The 15,518-nt window shown below is 73.7% G+C and carries 14 protein-coding genes and 1 pseudogene; 6 read left to right on the top strand and 9 right to left on the bottom strand.

Annotation, left to right across the window (positions count from 1 at the left end; translation table 11 throughout):
- Positions 1 to 123: 123 nt before the first annotated feature.
- The 8 genes and pseudogenes from ACTWP9_RS12870 to ACTWP9_RS12905 form a co-directional block, all read right to left on the bottom strand.
- The gene (locus ACTWP9_RS12870) at positions 124 to 732 is read right to left on the bottom strand and encodes a D-sedoheptulose-7-phosphate isomerase (RefSeq protein WP_443246208.1); all 609 of its coding nucleotides are present in this window, start codon (positions 730 to 732) and stop codon (positions 124 to 126) included.
- An 11-nt stretch (positions 733 to 743) separates the two neighbouring features.
- Positions 744 to 2,069, bottom strand: coding sequence for a glycosyltransferase (locus ACTWP9_RS12875; protein WP_443246209.1), 1,326 nt, complete (start codon positions 2,067 to 2,069; stop codon positions 744 to 746).
- The gene (locus ACTWP9_RS12880) at positions 2,069 to 3,034 is read right to left on the bottom strand and encodes a glycosyltransferase (protein WP_443246210.1); all 966 of its coding nucleotides are present in this window, start codon (positions 3,032 to 3,034) and stop codon (positions 2,069 to 2,071) included. The genes ACTWP9_RS12875 and ACTWP9_RS12880 overlap by 1 nt, the downstream gene beginning before the upstream one ends.
- On the bottom strand, positions 3,031 to 4,110 hold the full coding sequence (locus ACTWP9_RS12885) for a glycosyltransferase family 9 protein (protein WP_443246211.1): 1,080 nt from the start codon (positions 4,108 to 4,110) through the stop codon (positions 3,031 to 3,033). The genes ACTWP9_RS12880 and ACTWP9_RS12885 overlap by 4 nt, the downstream gene beginning before the upstream one ends.
- Positions 4,107 to 4,820, bottom strand: a complete 714-nt coding sequence (locus tag ACTWP9_RS12890; RefSeq protein WP_443246212.1) for a D-glycero-alpha-D-manno-heptose-1,7-bisphosphate 7-phosphatase — start codon at positions 4,818 to 4,820, stop codon at positions 4,107 to 4,109. Before ACTWP9_RS12890 ends, ACTWP9_RS12885 begins: the two co-directional genes overlap by 4 nt.
- A complete protein-coding gene (locus tag ACTWP9_RS12895) occupies positions 4,817 to 5,899 on the bottom strand; it encodes a glycosyltransferase family 2 protein (protein WP_443246213.1) in 1,083 nt (360 codons plus the stop codon). The genes ACTWP9_RS12890 and ACTWP9_RS12895 overlap by 4 nt, the downstream gene beginning before the upstream one ends.
- A pseudogene (locus ACTWP9_RS12900) lies at positions 5,896 to 7,584 on the bottom strand (carbamoyltransferase family protein). The gene ACTWP9_RS12895 and the pseudogene ACTWP9_RS12900 overlap by 4 nt, the downstream one beginning before the upstream one ends.
- 46 nt (positions 7,585 to 7,630) lie before the next feature.
- Positions 7,631 to 8,611 carry an NAD-dependent epimerase/dehydratase family protein gene (locus ACTWP9_RS12905; RefSeq protein ID WP_443246214.1) on the bottom strand — a complete coding sequence of 327 codons (981 nt, stop codon included), beginning with the start codon at positions 8,609 to 8,611 and terminating at the stop codon, positions 7,631 to 7,633.
- 571 nt (positions 8,612 to 9,182) lie between these two features.
- Here ACTWP9_RS12905 and ACTWP9_RS12910 point away from each other — a divergent pair.
- The 4 genes from ACTWP9_RS12910 to ACTWP9_RS12925 all read left to right on the top strand — a co-directional run bounded on the left by ACTWP9_RS12910 (position 9,183) and on the right by ACTWP9_RS12925 (position 12,830).
- A complete protein-coding gene (locus tag ACTWP9_RS12910; RefSeq protein ID WP_443246246.1) occupies positions 9,183 to 10,529 on the top strand; it encodes an MFS transporter in 1,347 nt (448 codons plus the stop codon).
- 142 nt (positions 10,530 to 10,671) lie between these two features.
- Positions 10,672 to 10,863, top strand: a complete 192-nt coding sequence (locus tag ACTWP9_RS12915) for a DUF2795 domain-containing protein (protein ID WP_443246215.1) — start codon at positions 10,672 to 10,674, stop codon at positions 10,861 to 10,863.
- A 48-nt stretch (positions 10,864 to 10,911) separates the two neighbouring features.
- Positions 10,912 to 11,859, top strand: a complete 948-nt coding sequence (locus ACTWP9_RS12920; protein WP_443246216.1) for a glycosyltransferase family 2 protein — start codon at positions 10,912 to 10,914, stop codon at positions 11,857 to 11,859.
- Positions 11,860 to 11,906: 47 nt separating this feature from the next.
- Positions 11,907 to 12,830 carry a glycosyltransferase family 2 protein gene (locus ACTWP9_RS12925; RefSeq protein WP_443246247.1) on the top strand — a complete coding sequence of 308 codons (924 nt, stop codon included), beginning with the start codon at positions 11,907 to 11,909 and terminating at the stop codon, positions 12,828 to 12,830.
- On the opposite strand, the gene ACTWP9_RS12930 is transcribed toward ACTWP9_RS12925, so the two are convergent.
- Positions 12,818 to 13,516 carry a formylglycine-generating enzyme family protein gene (locus ACTWP9_RS12930; protein ID WP_443246217.1) on the bottom strand — a complete coding sequence of 233 codons (699 nt, stop codon included), beginning with the start codon at positions 13,514 to 13,516 and terminating at the stop codon, positions 12,818 to 12,820. The two genes, ACTWP9_RS12925 and ACTWP9_RS12930, sit on opposite strands and share 13 nt — an antisense overlap.
- A 104-nt stretch (positions 13,517 to 13,620) precedes the next feature.
- On the opposite strand from ACTWP9_RS12930, the gene ACTWP9_RS12935 reads away from it, so the two are divergent.
- Positions 13,621 to 14,784: a threonine synthase gene (locus ACTWP9_RS12935; RefSeq protein ID WP_443246218.1), complete on the top strand. Its 1,164-nt coding sequence runs from the start codon at positions 13,621 to 13,623 to the stop codon at positions 14,782 to 14,784.
- On the top strand, positions 14,781 to 15,413 hold the full coding sequence (locus tag ACTWP9_RS12940; RefSeq protein ID WP_443246219.1) for a helix-turn-helix transcriptional regulator: 633 nt from the start codon (positions 14,781 to 14,783) through the stop codon (positions 15,411 to 15,413). The genes ACTWP9_RS12935 and ACTWP9_RS12940 overlap by 4 nt, the downstream gene beginning before the upstream one ends.
- The last annotated feature ends 105 nt before the right edge of the window (positions 15,414 to 15,518 follow it).

Here is a 15,518-nt window from a genome sequence, read left to right on the forward strand (position 1 = left end):
CTGGGGAGGGGGTGCCCCTGCCCCACGGCTTGCAGGCTGCGGGTGAGCTGTGGCTTGTCGCGCAGTTCCCCGCGCCCCTTCGGGGCGCGTCTTCCCTGCGCCGTGCTGCGCTTGGGAGGTCTGTCATTGAGCCTCGACAGCAGAGAGCAGGCTTTCGGACGGCTGCAGCGCCGCGTCGAACGCCTCGCACAGCAGATGCACGGCCACCAGGTGCACCTCTTGGACGGTCGCTGTGGTGTCCGCCGTCACGCACAGCGCCGCATCGGCCGCGGCGGCCAGCGGGTTGGGCGCGGGCCCGGTCAGTGCCCATACCCGCAGTCCCACCTCGCGGCCCGCCAGCGCGGCGTTCAGCAAGTTCTCGCTGCGGCCCGAGGTGGACAGCAGCAGCAGTACGTCGCCGGCGCGGCCGTGTGCGGCTACCTGGCGGGCGTACAGATCGGCGAAGCCGTAGTCGTTGCCGATGGCGGTGACAGCGGAGGTGTCGGCGTGCAGCGCGATGGCGGAGTACGGTCTGCGTTCGCTCCGGTAGCGGCCGACGAGTTCGGCGGTCAGATGCTGGGCCTGGGCCGCGCTGCCGCCGTTGCCCGCGGCCAGCAGCCGTCCGCCGGCGCGCAGTACCTCGGCCAGCCGCTCGCCCCAGGCGGTCACTTGGGCCGTGCGCTGTTCCCGGAAGGCGGCCACGGCCTGTTCGAGTGCCTGGCAGTGTGCGTGTGCGGGGTCGGCAGAAAGCATCTCGGGGCTCCTCAGGGGACGGCCGGTAGCACCGGCACGGCGGTCGGCTGTGCGGCGGCCCGCGCCGCGCGGGCGTCCAGAACGCGCCGGTAGACGTCCTCGGTCTGCGCCACCACGCGCGCCCAGCTGTACCGGGACAGCACCCGCCGCCGCCCGGCGGCGCCGTACGCCCTGCCCCGCGCGGGCATCGCCAGCAGCGTCCGTACGGCCTGCGCCAGCGCCTCCGGGTCACGGGGCGGCACCAGCAGCCCGGTGCCGCGGTGTGCGACGGTGTCGCACTGGCCGCCGACAGCGGTGGCCACCACGGGCGTTCCGCAGCTCATCGCCTCCAGGGGGACGATGCCGAACGGCTCGTAGTCGGCGGGGCACAGCACGGCGTCCGCGGCGCGCATCAGCCGCGGTACCTCGTCCCGGTTCAGTCCGCCCGTCAGATGCACCCGGTCGGCGACGCCCAGTTCGCGGGCCAGCTCGCGCAGCCGCCGGGCCTCCGGGTCGCGGGCCAGTTCCGCGCCCTTCGGGCCGCCGGCGATGACCAGTTCGGCCTCGGGTATCCGGCTGAGTGCGGAGATGGACAGCGCGGCCCCCTTGCGCGGCACCAGCCGTCCGATGTGCGCCAGCAGCGGGCGGTGTGCGGGGCGTTGCCACTGCGGCCCTGTCGGGGTGAACACCTCCGGGTCGACGCCGCACGGGACGACGGAGACCTGCTCGGCACCCACCTGCATCGCGGCCAGCTCCGTCACCTCGTCCCGGCAGGTGGCGATGATCCGGTCGCAGCAGGTGCCGATCGCCGTCTCGCAGGGGATGCGCTCGCCGGGGCTGGTGTCCGCCTCGCCCTGGTGCCGCCTCTTGACGGTGCCCAGCGCGTGGTACGTGTGCAGAAACGGCAGGGCGCGCTCCTGTGCGGCCTGGAGGGTGGCCAGGCCCGACATCCAGAAGTGCGAGTGCACCAGGTCGGGCCGCTCGGCAGCCCACTGGGACGACAGAAAAGTACCGAAGAGCCCCATGTAGGGCAGCAGTTCGTCCTTCGGTACGGGGCGCGGCGGCCCCGTCGGCACATGGTGGACATCCACACCGTGCCGCAGCGGCAGCCGCTCGGGCAGGTCGGGGGAGTCGCGGCGGGTGTAGACGGTCACCCGGTGCCCCTGCGCGGCCAGCGTCTCGGCCAGCCGCGCCACATGTACGTTCTGGCCGCCCGCATCCGCGCCGCCCAGCGCCGCCAGCGGACTGGCATGCTCCGAGACGAGCGCGATGCGCAGCTGCTCCTTCTTCCGGGCGGTCCGGGCACTCCGGTCGGTCCGGTCGGTCCTGGCGGTCCGGGCCGGCTTTTGGGCCGTCATCAGCGTGTCACCTCCTCCAGAAGCTGCTCCCAGCGGTGCAGGAACGGTTTGAGCCCGTAAGCGCTCAGCGCGGCCCGCCGGGCGCGGGCCCCGTCCTCGGCGGCGGCCTGCGGCTCGTTGACGTACCGGCGTGCCGCCTCGGCCAGCACCTCGGGGCGGGTGGAGAGGGTGCCGGCGCCCTCCGGTACGGCCTCGACCACCTCGGTGGTGGCCAGCGCGACCACCGGCATGCCCAGATGCATGGCCTCCAGCAGCGACAGGCCCAGCGAGGTCCACCGCACCGGGTGCAGATAGCAGCGCCGCAGCGCCAGCGCGGAGTGCAGCTGCTCCTGCGGCAGATCCTGTGCCCGGCAGCGCTCCGGCGGCAGGCCCAGATGCGCGGCGAGCGACTCGGTACCCATCCCGAACACATCCAGCGGCGCTGCCTCGCTCAGCGCGGGCAGCAGGTCGGTGCCCACATACCGGCCGCGCCGTACGGGCTCGTTGACGACGACGGCCGCACGGGCCAGTTCCCCGGTCCACTGGTGGCCCGGGTCGACGATGCCGTGCTCGATGACGGTGGTGCGCGTGGCGCCGTTGTCCCAGAAGAGCCGGTTGAAGTGGGTGACGTGGACCAGCGTCAGGTCGCGGCGGTCGGCGCACGGGTGGCGGGTGTCGGGCACGTTGCCGTCGGGCGCGTTGTGCTCCAGGTAGACGGCGGGGATGTCGCGGCCGGGACGGCGCCCGCCCAGCCAGCGCGCCGCCAGCTCCTCCTCGTGCGGGCGTTGCAGCACGACGACGTCCACGTCCGTTCCGGCCAGCTGCTGCGGGCTCACCTCCCGCACCGACTCCGGCCAGGCGAAGGTCTCGGCCCGGCCCAGTCCGTCCGGGCCGCGGTCGGGCAGCACGGGCACCAGATAGGTGTGCGGGCCCTGGACGAACGCCGTCGTCCAGGAGCCGTGCACATGCCACAGCAGAATCCTCATGCGCGGGCCTCCAGAGCCGTCCGGTCCGGTGCGGAAGCGGATGCCGTCCGTGCCGTCGGCGAGGGGGAGGCGGACGGCAGCCGGTCGAGCGCCGCCAGCACCTCCGCGTCGTCCACCGCGTCCAGGCACGGATGCCCCGGCACCGGGCAGGTCACCTTGCGCGTACCGGCACACGGCGCGTTCCGGTCCCCGAGCAGCACGTGCGGCACCCCGAACGGTGCCCAGCGGTCGGCCGGTACGACGGGGGAGAACAGGCAGACGACCGGAGTGCCCACGGCAGCCGCCAGATGGGAGGGGCCGGTGTTGCCGACGATCGCCGCGCGGGCGCCCGCCAGCACCCCCGCCAGCTCGTGCAGCCCGGTCCGGCCGCCCAGGTCCAACGCGTGCTCCCCGGCGACGTCGGCCGTCAGCTCCTTCTCCGACCTCCCTCCGGTGACCACCACCCGGTGCCCGGCACCGGCGAGCGCCGCCACCGCGCGCGCCGCCCGCTCGCGGCTCCACGCACGGGCGGGTGCCGAGGCGCCGGGGTGTACGACGACGTACGGGTCGGTCCCGGTCAACGGGCCGGTGTCGGGCGGAGGGTGGATCGCCAGGCCGCCATGGTCGCCCTCCGGCAGCGGGAACCCGGCAGCGTCCGCCAGCTCCATGGCCGCCTCCGCCTCGTGCCGGCCCGCCGCCCTGCGGTGTCGCAGCTCCAGCAGCGAGCCGGGGTAGTCCTCGCTGTCCGCACCCACCCACGGCACCCCGGCGAGCTTCAGCAGCAGCGCTATGGGCAGCGGGCTCTGATGGAACGACGTGAGCACCAGCGCGCGGTCGATGCGCCGCCGGGCGAGCGCCTCGATCAGTGCGGCAGCCGCACCGCGGTCCACCGCCGCGGGCGGCCGTCCCACCCAGGGCGCGTCGAAGGTGAGCACCTCGTCCACCCCGGGCAACAGCCGTGCCGCGCCCGCGCCGTGCGGCCCCGCCAGGAGCGTCACCCGCCGTGAACCGGCCGCCGCCATCCGTACGGCGGGCCCGGCCAGCAGTACGTCGCCGACGCTGTCGAGCCGTACCAGGAGCGTGTGCGGTCGGGTCATGCCGGGCCTCCAGGGCGGGTGGGGGCACCGACCAGGGCGCGGACGGCAGCCGCCAGATGCGCCGCGGTGCGGGGTGCCGCGCGGGTCTCGGCCGTGCGGGTGGCGGTGTTGGGCACGAGCACGCCGGTGGCCCCGGCCCGGTGTGCGGCGCCCAGGTCGGCGGCGATGTCCCCGACCACGGCGGTCTCGGGCGGGCGTACCCCCAGCACCCGGCATGCGGCGAACACCAGCCCGGGCGCCGGCTTGCGGCAGCCGCAGCCCTCCTGCGGGCGGTGCGGGCACACGGCGGTCACCGCGAGCGGCCCCACCAGCGCCTCCATCCGGGCGTGCAGCGCGTCCAGTTGCTCCAGCCGCAGGATGCCGCGCCCGATGTCGGGCTGGTTGCTCACCACGCCCGCGGGCACTCCGGCGGCACGCAGCGTCGCCAGTGCCTCCCGCGCGGAGGGGAGCGGCCGTACCCGCCCGGGGTCGGTGTTGTGCGGTACGTCCTCGATCAGGGTGCCGTCCCGGTCGAAGAGCACGGCGCGGGGCCGCCCGCACGCCGGTACCGCGGCGCAGGGGGCCGGATCCGTGTGGGGCAGCCGCACCAGTGGCTCCGCGGGGCCGTCCTGGTACCAGGTGGCGGTCGCCGAACGGAGTACCACGGCGGCCGGGCGCGCACTCGCGGCCCCGGGCCGGGAGGCGGGCTCCACGGATGCCTGGCCGTTCATGCCCGCACCTCCCGGGCACCGACAGCCATCTCCTCGTCACCGCGGCCCGGTTGCCCGGCGAAGCCCGGCTCCCCGGCCCCGGTGCTGCGCGGGGGCAGCGCCCGCAGCCAGGCGCCCGCCCAGTGATAGCTGGCGACCGGCGGGATCAGCAGGCTGCTCAGCAGCATGGTGAGGCTCTCGTCGCGGGTGCGCGGACCCGGGCGCAGCCGGGCGTACAGGAACTCGCCCGTACCCAGCAGCCACAGCCCGCCCAGCACGGCTGCCGCGCGGCGGCGCCCGGCGGCCAGCGTGCCGAGTGCGGCACCGGCCGCCGCGGTGACGGCCACATGCCGCGGCAGCCGGCCGCGGGCTGCTCCGGCGCGCCGCCACCAGTCGGGGCCGTGGATACGGTTCATCAGCACGTCGTCCGCGTTGCCGCGTTGGGTGCGCACCGAGACCCAGCGGTCCGCGGGCCGCACCGGGTGCACCGTATGGCGTCCGCCCTGCTCCAGCCGCCAACCGGCGTCGAGCAGCCGCAGCGCCAGATCGGCGTCCTCCCGGAAGGCCCGCCGGAAGCGCTCGTCGAAGCCGCCGACGGCTTCCAGGGCCGTACGCCGGTAGGCCATGTCGGCGGTGATCCAGCGCGCGTCGGCCAGTCCGGCTGTGTTGCGCTCCCAGTCGGTGTGCGGCCGGTGTACAGGCAGCGGGACGGTGATCCGGGCCTGACTGCCGGCCGTGGCCGGGTCGGCGGCGGCCAGATCGGCGGCGAGCCGCCGGGCCCAGTGCTCGCCCGGGAGCACGTCGTCGTCCAGGAACGCGATCCACTCCTCCTCGGCGGCCCGCCAGCCCACGTTCCGCGCGGCGGCGGGCCCGGCAGCTGTACTCGTCACCACCTCGACCAGTGACGCTATTTCGGCCGGCACCTGGACGGGCAGCGGGCCGCACTCGCGGGCCGGACGGTCGTCGACGAGGACGATCCGGCGCGGGCGCGGCGGCCCGGCATCGGCCAGCGCCCGCAGCGTCCGCGCCAGCGACGGCCTGCCCAGGGTGGGGACGACGACGGCGAACTCGGGCGCGGGGTCCGGATGTCCGGTGCTCACGTGGGCTCCCCTCGTACGGCGTCGAACGCTTGGGGCGGTTCGGGACGGTGGAAGAAGCTCGCCCGCCGCACCACGTACGGGCCGAGCGCCAGCAGGTCCACCGGTGCCGAACCGAAGCACTCCAGCGCGTCCCGCGGGCCGTCCACCATCGGCCGTCCCGCCGTGTTCAGGCTGGTGTTGACGACGACCGGCAGCCCGGTGAGCCGTTCGAACGCCGCCAGCATCCGGGCGAGGCACGGCTCCTGCTCGCGGTCGACGGTCTGGATGCGCGCCGTGCCGTCGGTGTGCACCACCGCGGGGATACGGTCCAGCCAGGCGGGCCGCACCTCGTGCACGAAGAGCATGTACGGGCTCGGCAGCGGCCCTTCGAAGATCTCCGGCGCCCGCTCCTTGAGGACCATCGGCGCCACCGGGCGGAACTGCTCGCGGCCCTTCACATCGTTGAGGCGTTCCAGATTGGCGGCCCGCCCGGGGTGCGCCAGCAGCGAGCGGTGGCCCAGCGCACGGGGGCCGTACTCGGAGCGCCCCTGGAACCAGGCGACGACGGCGTCCTCGGCGAGCGCCTGCGCCACCGTCTACGCCACATCGTCGGGCCGCTCGAACGGCACCCCCGCGGTGGTCAGCCACTCCCGCAGCTGCCTCTCGTCCCACTGCCGTCCCAGGTCGGCCCCGCCCATCGGTGCGGTCGCATCCCCGCCCTGGGAGGCCAGCGCCAGTGCGCCGCCCAGTGCCGTACCGGCGTCCCCGGCCGCCGGCTGCACCCATACGCGGGAGAAGGGGCCTTCGGCGGCCAGCCGTGAGTTGGCCACACAGTTGAGCGCCACCCCGCCCGCCATGGTGAGCAGCTCGTCGTGTGTGCGGCCGTGCAGCCAGCGGACCATGTCCAGCAGCGTGTCCTCCAGGCAGCGCTGCGCACTGGCCGCCAGATCGGCCTGCTCCTGCGACCAGCCCTCGTCCGGCCGGGCGGCCGGGGCGAAGCTCTCCCAGGGCACGTCCTTGGCGACGAATCCGCCGTCCCCGGTGGAATGCACGTACTTGGCCAGTTCGGCGGCCATCCGCGGCCTCCCGTAGGAGGCCAGCGCCATCACCTTGTACTCGTCGCTGGAGCGCAGGAACCCCAGATGCGCGGTCAGCTCCTCGTAGACGAGGCCGAGCGAGTGCGGCAACTGCTGGCTGTGCAGCGCCTCCAGGGCCGCGCCGCGGCGCCGCGCCGCCAGATGGGACGTCGACTCGCCGCGTCCGTCCACCACCAGCACCGAGGAGCGCTCCGCGTCCGGCGCGGCGAACGCACCGGAGGCCGCGTGCGCCATGTGGTGCGCCACGAAGCGCACCTTCTCGCGGTCCAGGCCGGGCAGTGCCTCGCACAGGAAGGACGGTGCCTCCCGCGCGTACGTCAGCCGCAGCGGGTCCCATGGGTCGTCGAGGCCCATGTCGACGGCGGGTTTGGCCAGGTCCGGGTCGAAGGAGTAGGCGACCGCGTCGATGTCCTCCGGCCGCAGCCCCGCCTCGGCCAGACACCAGGCGGCGGCCTTGTACGGAAGCTCCCAGGCGGCGAACGGCACCGGCCGTTTGCCGTGCTTGCGCCGGGAGAACCGCTCCTCCTCCGCCGCCGCGACCGTATGTCCGTCGATGACGAGCGCGGCTGCGGGGTCGTGGAAGAGGGCGTTGATACCGAGAACGCGCATGGTCTGCCTTTCGCCGGGAGGGCCGGGGCGGGGAACGGGCCCGGGGTCAGCCGCTGGTGTGGTGCCGGCGGAACCAGCCGATCGTCCGTTCCAGCCCTTCGCGGGCGGCGACGCACGGCTCCCACTGCAGCTTTCCGCGGGCCAGGGTGATGTCGGGGCAGCGCACGGCCGGGTCGTCGCTGGGCCGCTCCACGAAGCGCAGGCCCGAGGACGAGCCGGTCAGCTCGATGACCAGCTCGGCCAGCTCCTGCATGGTGATCTCGTCCGGGTTGCCGATGTTGACGGGGCCCAGCAGCTCGGAACCGGCCATGGCGAGGACGCCGTGCACCGTGTCGTCGACGTACGCGAGGGAACGGGTCTGCCGCCCGTCACCCGTCACCGTCAGCTCCTCGCCCGCCAGCGCCTGCCGTACGAAGGTGGGGACGGCCCGCCCGTCGTAGCCGCGCATCCGCGGCCCGTAGGTGTTGAAGAGGCGGACGATGCCCACATTGCTGCCATGGGTGCGGGCCTCCGCCGCCGTGAGCGCCTCGCCGAACCGCTTGGCCTCGTCGTACACGCTGCGCGGACCGACCGGGTTCACATGACCCCAGTACCGCTCGCTCTGCGGGTGCTCCTGCGGGTCGCCGTACGCCTCCGAGGTCGAGGCGTGCACAAACCGCGCCCCGTGCCGCCGGGCCAGCGCCAGCGCGTTGCGGGTGCCGGAACTTCCCGTCTCCAGCGTGTGCAGCGGCATCCGCAGATAGTCGGCGGGAGAGGCCGGGGACGCGAAATTCAGCACCAGGTCGGGAGGGGGAGAGGCGGTATCCACCTCGAACGGATGGCAGATATCGGCCTCCAGCAGCGTGAATCCCGGCCGCCCCGTCAGATGCGCCACATTTTCCCGGCGACCGGTGCAGAAGTCGTCCACACAGGTGACCTGGCTGCCGCTTTCCAGCAGCGCCGTGCACAAATGCGAGCCGAGAAATCCCGCACCGCCGGTGACGACGGAGTGCCGGAAGCGGGATATCGCAGCGGTGGGCACATCCATGAGCGCTCCTACAGGTGAGGAGGGGGCGAAAGGAGGAGGCAAGGGAATTCGACGCCGCTGTCCCCAGCCTGAGGTGAGCCACCGGGAGCCGCAACCGAAGAACTGGTGAGCGCTGCTGACCGTAGCGCTGCGCAGCGTGGTCGAATTGGTGGTGCTACGCGGTCGGTCATGGACACACAGTCAGCGCTCCGCGCCTTTTCCGGGCCTGTGAGCAAGGCAACGGGGCGGGTTTCGTCCCAGCTCAGAATGTGTGCGACGGGTGTCGTCCGGCGCCGGTGACAGCGCTGTGCACCGACTCGGCGAGAGCCGTCTGTGAATATGGCTGAAGGCATCGGGAGCGACCGTTCTCGGTCCTGCTTCCGCTCCCGTTCTCCCCGTTCTTCGGGTTCTTCCGGTTCTCTGGTTTTCCGCCCCGTTCCCTTCCTGTCCCCTGCCTCCCTGCGCGAAATTCCCTATGGCTTCTCACTCGATTGCCACCCGCTGGGCCGAGCGCTTTCGACGCCGCTCCGCGGGCTCCGAGCACTCCGACCGTTCCGACCGCAGCCCCTGGCGTTCTCTGCGCTACCGCAGCATGCGCTGGTGGTCGGCGGCCAACCTCGTCTCCAACGTCGGCACGTGGATGCAGCTGACGGTGCAGAACCTGCTGGTGCTCCAACTCACCGGCTCCGCCGCCACGACCGGCCTCTCGCTGGCCGTACAGGCAGCCCCCGGCCTGCTGCTCAGCCTGGTCGGCGGCAGCCTCGTCGACTCCTGGCCGCGCAAGCTGACGGCCTCGGTCAGCCAGGCGCTGCTCGGCGTGGTCGCCTTCAGCACCGCCGCGTTCGTCGCCTTCGGCATGCTCACCGTGCCGCTGCTGATGGTGCTCGCCGCCGTCACCGGGACCATCGCCACGGTGGACAACCCGGCCTGCTCGCTGCTCGGCAACGACCTGGTCAAGCGCAAGGATGTGGCCTCGGCCATCGCTCTGGGCTCGGTGGTGCACAGCGCCGGACGGCTGCTGGGTACGGCCGCCGCCGGTGCCACCGTCGCCTGGTTCGGGATGTCGTCCGCCTACGTGGTCAACGGGCTGTCGTTCCTCGCGGTCGCCGCTGTCATCCCCTTCCTGAAGCTGGTGCCCAAGGAGGAGCGTGAACCGCAGACGGCGCAGGAGCGTCCCGCTCCGGCCGTCGCCGACGGCAAGCAGCGCCCTGCCCGCGGCGGCAGCCGCGAGGGCCTGGCCTACTTCGTCCGCAACCCTCGCCTGGTGGCACTCGCCACGATCACCGGGGTCTCCGCGATCTTCGGCCGCAACTACCAGCTGACGCTGGCCGTCCTGGTGACGGGCCCGCTGGCGGCCGGTGCCGGCTCGTTCAGCACCGTCTCCACCGTGCTCGCGGTCGGCGGCATGGTCGGCGCCGTGGTCGCGGGCTGTCTGCGCAAGCCGTCGGTGCGGCATGTGGCGCTGCTGGCCGCGGCAGGCGCGCTGCTCCAGGCCGTCGCCGGCCTCTCCCCGTCGCTGGTCTTCCTCATCCTGGTGGTGGCGCCCATGGCCGTCGTGGAGTCGGTCTCCGACACCGCCGGCACCACCGTCCTGCAGACCGAGCCGCCCAGCCATCTGCGCGGCCGGGTGCTCGGCGTATGGCGCAGCGCCAGCACGGGCTGGGGCCTCGTCGGCCCGCCGCTGCTGGGCGCCCTGATGGAGTTCGGCGGCGCCCGGGGCGGACTGATCGCGGGTGGCCTGGCCATCGTCGCCGTCACCGGCGCCGCGGTGTTGCTCCCGCAGCGTCGTACGGCATCGCAGCCCGCGGAGGTCGTGGCCGCGGAGGCCGTGGCTGCCGAGGCTGCGCCTGCTCTGCGGGAGGCCCCGGTGGTGCCTGCCCCGCGTACGACGCCCGCTCCGGCGATGGTCGCGCGCGAGGTGGAGCCCGCCACTGTGTGAGGGCGGCGCTGAGGGGGTGGGGCTTGTGTTGCGGGTCACGCGAATGGCTCCCACCATGGGGTGAGCAGGAAGAGCAAAAGGGAATTACGCGCAGCAAGCGGCGAATTCCACCGGCGAACCATACGACCACCCGGAGGAAACGATGGCTGAGACCAACCCCATCGAGGTCCAGCAGGCCCTCAAGGGAGCCTCGTACCCGACCGACCGCAAGACCCTCACCGAGCTCGCCAAGAAGAACAACGCGAGCGACAAGGTCGTCGACAAGATCGCCCACCTCAAGAGCGACCGCATCGAGGGCCCCGACCAGGTCGAGAAGGAGATGTTCCGGGGCTGACCACAGCCCCCGCACCTCCTCCCGGTCGAGCTGAGAAGACGAGGCGCCATGGACCCGGCTCCCCCCAGCAGCCGCGCACAGCAGAGCGTGTCCGGCGCCGAGCGGGGGCTGTACGACCGGCTCGGCGTCGTCATCGCCACGCGGGACCGACGGGACACCCTCGCCCGTACGCTCGACAGGCTGCTGGCCCTCCCGGAGCGGCCCCGCGTGCTGGTGGTGGACAACGCCTCCACGGACGGAACTGCCGACATGGTGGCGCACCGCTTCCCGGCCGTGCAGGTGCTGCGGCTGCCCGTCAACCGCGGTGCGCTGGCCCGGAACGACGGAGTCCGCGCCCTGCACACCCCCTATATCGCCTTCAGTGACGACGACTCCTGGTGGGAGCCGGGCGCCCTGACCAAGGCGGTGGACCTCCTCGCGGCGCACCCCGCAACGGGGCTGCTGGCCGCGGGCATCGCCGTGGGCCCGGACGGCCGCCCCGACCCGCTCAACTCCGTGCTGGCCGGCTCGCCCCTGGGTGACGGCGCCGTACCGCACAGCCGTAAAGTCCTCGGCTTCCTCGGCTGCGCCGCCGTGGCCCGCAGGCAGGCATACCTGGATGTGGGCGGCTACCACCCGCTGCTGTTCTTCGGCGCGGAGGAGACCCTCCTCGCGTACGACCTGGCTGCAGCCGGCTGGGATGTCGTGCACTGCCCCGAGGTCGTGGCCCGGCACTCCCCGGCCGACGGCCCCGACGGTTCGGCTTCTGACGCCCCCCGGCCCGGTCGCCGGGCGCTGATCCGCCGCAACGAGTTGCTGATCGCCTGGCTGCGTCGGCCGCTGCCGGTGGCGCTGCGCCGCACGGCGGCCCTGTGTGCGGAGGCCGCCCGGGACGCGCAGGCCCGCCGCGCCGCCCGCGGCCTGCTGCCCCGCCTCCCGGCAGCGCTCCGCCTCCGCCGCCCCCTCCCGCCCGCGGTGGAGGAAGCGGCCCGCCTGGTGGAGGGGGCGGCGCGATGACCGAGCCACACGAGCCACACGATCCGCACCAGGCGCCGGAGGGGCACATGACGCAGCCCGAGGAGGGACCGGACCCGCGCGTGACGGTCGTCGTCATCACCCGCAACCGCAAGGACGAACTCCTGCGCACCCTCGGTCTGCTCGCTCAACTGCCCGAGCGGCCCCCGGTCATCGTCGTCGACAACGCTTCGACCGACGGAACCGCCGGTGCCGTACGGGCCGTTCAGGCCCGGCATCCGCAGATCACCCTGCTCTCGCCGGGCCGCAACACCGGTGCGGTGGGCCGCAACCTGGCCGTTCGCCAGGTCGGCACCCCGTACGTGGCCTTCTGCGACGACGACTCCTGGTGGGCGCCCGGCTCGCTGCGGGGCGCCGCCGACCGGCTGGATGCACATCCCCGGCTGGCCGGTGTGGTCGCGCGGATCGTCGTCGAGCCGGAGGGGACGGAGGACCCGGTGGTGGCGGAGCTGCGCAACTCCCCGGTGCCGGGCCCCGACTGGCTGCCCGGCCCGGCGCTGGGCTCGTTCCTGGCCGCGGCGACCTGTCTGCGGGTCTCCGCATTCCGTGCGGCGGGCGGCTTCGAGCCCCGGCTGTGGCTCGGCGGCGAGGAGGAACTGCTCGCCACCGACCTGGCCGTACGCGGCTGGTGGCTGTCCTTCGCCGAGCAGCTCACCGTCCATCACGCCCCCTCCCTGGTACGGGACGCCACCGGCCGGCGGGTGGACGGGCTGCGCAACACCCTCTGGTACACCTGGCTGCGCCGCCCCCTCCCCGCCGCGCTGCGCCGCACCTGGTACCTGGCCCGTACGGTCCCACGGGACGCGGCCAGCGCCCGCGCCTTCACCCGGGCCGCCGCAGCGCTCCCCTGGGTGCTGGCCAACCGCCGCCCTGTCCCCGCCACCGTGGAGGAACGGCTGGTCACCCTGGAGCGCGCCCAGCGCCGGTCGACGGCCCGTCGCTACGTGGGCTGACCCCCTGGCACCCGGCCGCGTGCGATCCGGAATCCCACGTCGTCCACCTGGAACGCCGGGTGACTGCGCCGCCGCGCCGAGGCCCGGCAGCTCCAGTGCTCGTCGAACCAGCCGCCCCCGCGCAGCACCCGGTAACCGCCGTAGACCTCGGGGTCGTACCGGTCCCAGCACCAGTCCCAGACGTTGCCGAGCATGTCGCAGAGCCCCCAGGCGTTCGGTCGCTTGCCGCCCACCTCGCGGAGGCGCTCCTGCGAGTTGCCCCGGTACCAGGCGATCTCGTCCAGCGGCCCGTAACGCGGTCCGGTCGTACCCGCCCGGCAGGCGTGCTCCCACTCGGCCTCGGTCGGCAGCCGGTACCCGTCGGCGTCACCGTCCCACTCGGCGCTTTCCTGGCCTTCGCCGTCAGTACCCAGGCGGTAGGCGGGCGTGAGTCCGGCGCGCCGGGAGAGGGCGTTGCAGAACCGGACGGCGTCCCACCAGGAGACGCCTTCGACGGGCAGCCGGTCCCCTCGGGCGGTGCTCGGCCACTCCCCGGTGACCTGCGCATACAGCTGCTGGGTGACAGGGACCGCGGCGAGCTCGTACGGCGCGAGTCCCACGGTCCAACTGCGCTGCGTCCGCCGGTCCGACAGCGTCACCTGTCCCGCCGGAACAGCGATCAACCCGCTCCCCGCCTGCGCCTCCATGACAGGCGATCCTACGGCTCGACCTTGCCTAGGCATGTGGTTTAGTTTTAGACGCTCTGTAAAGCGCCTCGCGACCGAGCCGGGCCGAGCCGAGGAGAACTGCCGTGGACGAATCCCCGCCCCGCGAGCCGCGCGATCTGTACGACCCGCGCTCGGAGCGGCGCTATCCGCTGGACCCGCTGCGCTGGCGCGGCGACGACGGGACGCCGCTGCTCGTCTCGGCTGCGCGGGGGACGGCGCCCGGCGACATCGAGCGGGGCGACCGTTCGCTGTGGCGTTACCGCGCGGCGCTTCCGGTGCCGCCCGCGGCGCCGGGAATCAGCCTGGGGGAGGGGTGCACCCCGCTGCTGCGGCGGACGTGGGGCGGGGTCGAAGTCGGCTTCAAGCTGGAGTGGTTCAACCCCAGCGGCAGTTTCAAGGACCGCGGCAGCAGCGTGATGATCTCGGCGCTGGCCGCGCAGGGCGTCGGCCAGGTCCTGGAGGACAGCTCCGGCAACGGCGGCTCGTCCGTCGCCGCCTACTGCGCCGCCGCCGGAATCGGCGCCACCATCCTCGTACCCGAACACACCTCGCCGGCCAAGACGTTGCAGGCCACGGCCTACGGGGCGCGGGTCACCCCGGTGCCCGGCGACCGGGATGCGACGGCCGCCGAGGCGCTGCGCCAGGCGGAGCACACGGTGTACGCGAGCCACAACTGGCACCCGTACTTCCTGGAGGGCACCAAGACGCTGGCGTACGAGATCTGGGAGGACCTCGGTTTCCGGGCCCCGGACGCGGTGGTCACGGTCGCCGGCGCGGGCAGCACCGTCCTCGGCTGCGATCTGGGCTTCACCGAACTGCTCGCCGCGGGGCAGATCGCGGCGCTGCCCCGCCTCCTGGTCGCCCAGCCCGCCAACTGCGCCCCGCTGCACGCCGCTTTCCGTACCGGCGCCGACAGCCCCGTGGCCGCCGCGGGCACCTGGAAGCCGACGCTGGCCGAGGGCACGGCCATCAAGGAGCCGATCCGGCTGCCCGAGGTGCTGGCCGCCGTACGCCGCTCGGGCGGGACCATGGCCGCGATCCCGGAGGAGGACATCGCCACCGCCGTACGCCGTCTCGCGGCCACCGGCCTGTACGCGGAGCCCACCAGCGCCACCGCCGCGGCGGCCGTCGACGTCTTCGCGACAGGCGGCGATCTGCGGCCGGGCGAGACGGCGGTGGTGATCCTCACGGGCTCGGCCCTCAAGGCACCCACTGCCACGGAGAAGATCGTCAAGGGGGTCGTATGAGCAGCCTCACCGAGGACGAGGTGCTGCTGCGGGAGGCGGAGAAGATCGTCACCGCGGTCGGCCGGATGTTCCCCGGACTGTGCGAGGCCGTACTGCACGATCTGCGCCGCCCCGACCACGCGGTGCGCACCGTGGAGAACAACCTCTCGGGCCGCCGGGCCGGCGACCCCGCGACCGAGCTCGGGCTGGCCCGTATCGCGGACCCCGCATACCCGGAGGTCCTCCAGAACTACCCGGGCCGCTTTCCCGACGGCCGCCCCGCCAAGAGCACATCGATCGGCATCAAGAACAGCGCGGGCACCTACGTCGCCGCCGTCTGCCTCAACCTGGACGTCTCCCTGCTGTCCACCCTCACCCGCGGCCTCACCGAGTTGCTGCGTACGGAGGAGCACCAGCCGCCCGTCCACGAGACCCTGCGGGCCCGCACGGTGGACGAACTCCGCGCCGCCACCGAGTCCTTCGCCGCCGCCCGCGGCACCACCCCGCGCGCCCTGGCCACCGCCGACCGCGCCACCCTCGTCCACACCCTGAAGGACCAGGGCTTCCTGGAACTCAAAGGCGCCGTCCAGACCCTCACCGGCCTCCTGGGCGTCTCCCGGGCCACCGTCTACAACGACCTGCGCCGCTGAACGCCGAACGCGCAGGAGGGCCGGACTGCGCCCCGAAGGGGCGCGGGGAACTGCGCGACAAGCCACGACGTGCCCGCAGTCCGCGGCGGTGGGCGGGGGCACCCC

The organism is Streptomyces sp. 3N207, assembly GCF_052246355.1.
In the GTDB taxonomy this organism is placed as follows: Bacteria; Actinomycetota; Actinomycetes; order Streptomycetales; family Streptomycetaceae; genus Streptomyces.

Coding starts and splice junctions, on each gene's coding strand:
- ACTWP9_RS12885 (WP_443246211.1), bottom strand. CDS start 4,110: ATGACCCGACCGCACACGCTCCTGGTACGGCTCGACAGCGTCGGCGAC.
- ACTWP9_RS12905 (WP_443246214.1), bottom strand. CDS start 8,611: ATGGATGTGCCCACCGCTGCGATATCCCGCTTCCGGCACTCCGTCGTC.
- ACTWP9_RS12930 (WP_443246217.1), bottom strand. CDS start 13,516: ATGGAGGCGCAGGCGGGGAGCGGGTTGATCGCTGTTCCGGCGGGACAG.
- ACTWP9_RS12920 (WP_443246216.1), top strand. CDS start 10,912: ATGGACCCGGCTCCCCCCAGCAGCCGCGCACAGCAGAGCGTGTCCGGC.
- ACTWP9_RS12915 (WP_443246215.1), top strand. CDS start 10,672: ATGGCTGAGACCAACCCCATCGAGGTCCAGCAGGCCCTCAAGGGAGCC.
- ACTWP9_RS12925 (WP_443246247.1), top strand. CDS start 11,907: ATGACGCAGCCCGAGGAGGGACCGGACCCGCGCGTGACGGTCGTCGTC.
- ACTWP9_RS12910 (WP_443246246.1), top strand. CDS start 9,183: ATGCGCTGGTGGTCGGCGGCCAACCTCGTCTCCAACGTCGGCACGTGG.
- ACTWP9_RS12875 (WP_443246209.1), bottom strand. CDS start 2,069: ATGACGGCCCAAAAGCCGGCCCGGACCGCCAGGACCGACCGGACCGAC.
- ACTWP9_RS12870 (WP_443246208.1), bottom strand. CDS start 732: ATGCTTTCTGCCGACCCCGCACACGCACACTGCCAGGCACTCGAACAG.
- ACTWP9_RS12940 (WP_443246219.1), top strand. CDS start 14,781: ATGAGCAGCCTCACCGAGGACGAGGTGCTGCTGCGGGAGGCGGAGAAG.
- ACTWP9_RS12890 (WP_443246212.1), bottom strand. CDS start 4,820: ATGAACGGCCAGGCATCCGTGGAGCCCGCCTCCCGGCCCGGGGCCGCG.
- ACTWP9_RS12880 (WP_443246210.1), bottom strand. CDS start 3,034: ATGAGGATTCTGCTGTGGCATGTGCACGGCTCCTGGACGACGGCGTTC.